At 41.9% G+C, this 1118-nt stretch carries 2 pseudogenes; both read left to right on the forward strand.

Annotation, left to right across the window (positions count from 1 at the left end):
- Positions 1-135 (forward strand): annotated as a pseudogene (locus tag ACWHAR_RS22660) (bacitracin ABC transporter ATP-binding protein); the annotation flags it as partial.
- Positions 110-1118: pseudogene (psdB, locus tag ACWHAR_RS22665) on the forward strand (lantibiotic ABC transporter permease PsdB); the annotation flags it as partial. The pseudogenes ACWHAR_RS22660 and psdB, both read left to right, overlap by 26 nt.

Genomic DNA, 1118 nt, shown 5'->3' on the forward strand with positions numbered 1-1118 from the left:
GTTTTTATTAAAGACGGACGTTTCTTTTCAGAGATTCACAGAGGAACAAACAGGCAGGTGTTTTATCAAAGTATATTGGATACCTTGAGTGTGTTGGGAGGCGATTTTCATGAATTTGAGAACTATCGCCCGTAAAAACATTCTTGGGAATCTGCAACGGTATGTGGCCTACTTTTTAAGCTGTGTGTTTGCCGTTTCGGTGTTTTTTGTCTTCACATCATTTATTTTTCATCCTGATGTCAATGAAGACAATATATATGGCGGAAGCCTTGTCAAAACATGCTTGAGCGCAGCTCTTGTCGTCATCATTGTGTTTTGTATATTTTTCATCACATATTCCAATTCAGCGTTTTTGCAGGCAAGAAAGAAAGAGTTTGGGCTGCTGACACTGTTTGGCACATCAAAGCAGCAGCTTCGCAAGATGATTTATTATGAGCAGTCACTTATTTCTCTTGCGGCGATTGCGGCCGGCATTGGAGCAGGCCTGTTATTTTCAAAACTGTTTTTTATGATCATGACATGGATGCTCAGCGTGAAGGTGCCGATTTCGTTTGCCATTGTGCCGAAAGCGTTTGTGATGACAATTGCCGGCTTTCTCATCCTGTTTCAGACGCTGCTCATTTTATCACTGGGACGGATTCGGAAGCTGGAAATCATTGAACTGATTAAATCGGCCAAAAAGCCGAAAAGTTTGCCGGTTTATTCGAAATGGCTCACTGTATTGTCTTTGCTATGTCTTGGCAGTGGTTATTATCTATCTGCAACAGCCAATGCCATTGACATGATGTTTCGGGTATTTCCAATTTTGATTTTAGTGTTAGTTGGCACGTATTTCTTTTTTACACAAAGCAGTGTGGCGTTTTTCCGCATGCTGTACCGAAAGAAACACAGCTTCTACAAAGGCACGAATATCATTGTGCGTTCCAACATGATATTCAGGCTGAAGGATCATGCACGCATGCTGTTTTTAACCTCTGTCATTACAGCGGTCATACTAACAGCTACAGGTGTCATCTATATGTTTTATTCCGATTTACAAAGGCAGGAGGAGCAAAGCATTCCTCAGTCTGTTTCCTGGGTGGAAAAGGATGCTTCCCGCTTTCAGGTCATGAAGCCTG

Source organism: Bacillus sp. LR--39 (assembly GCF_053613335.1).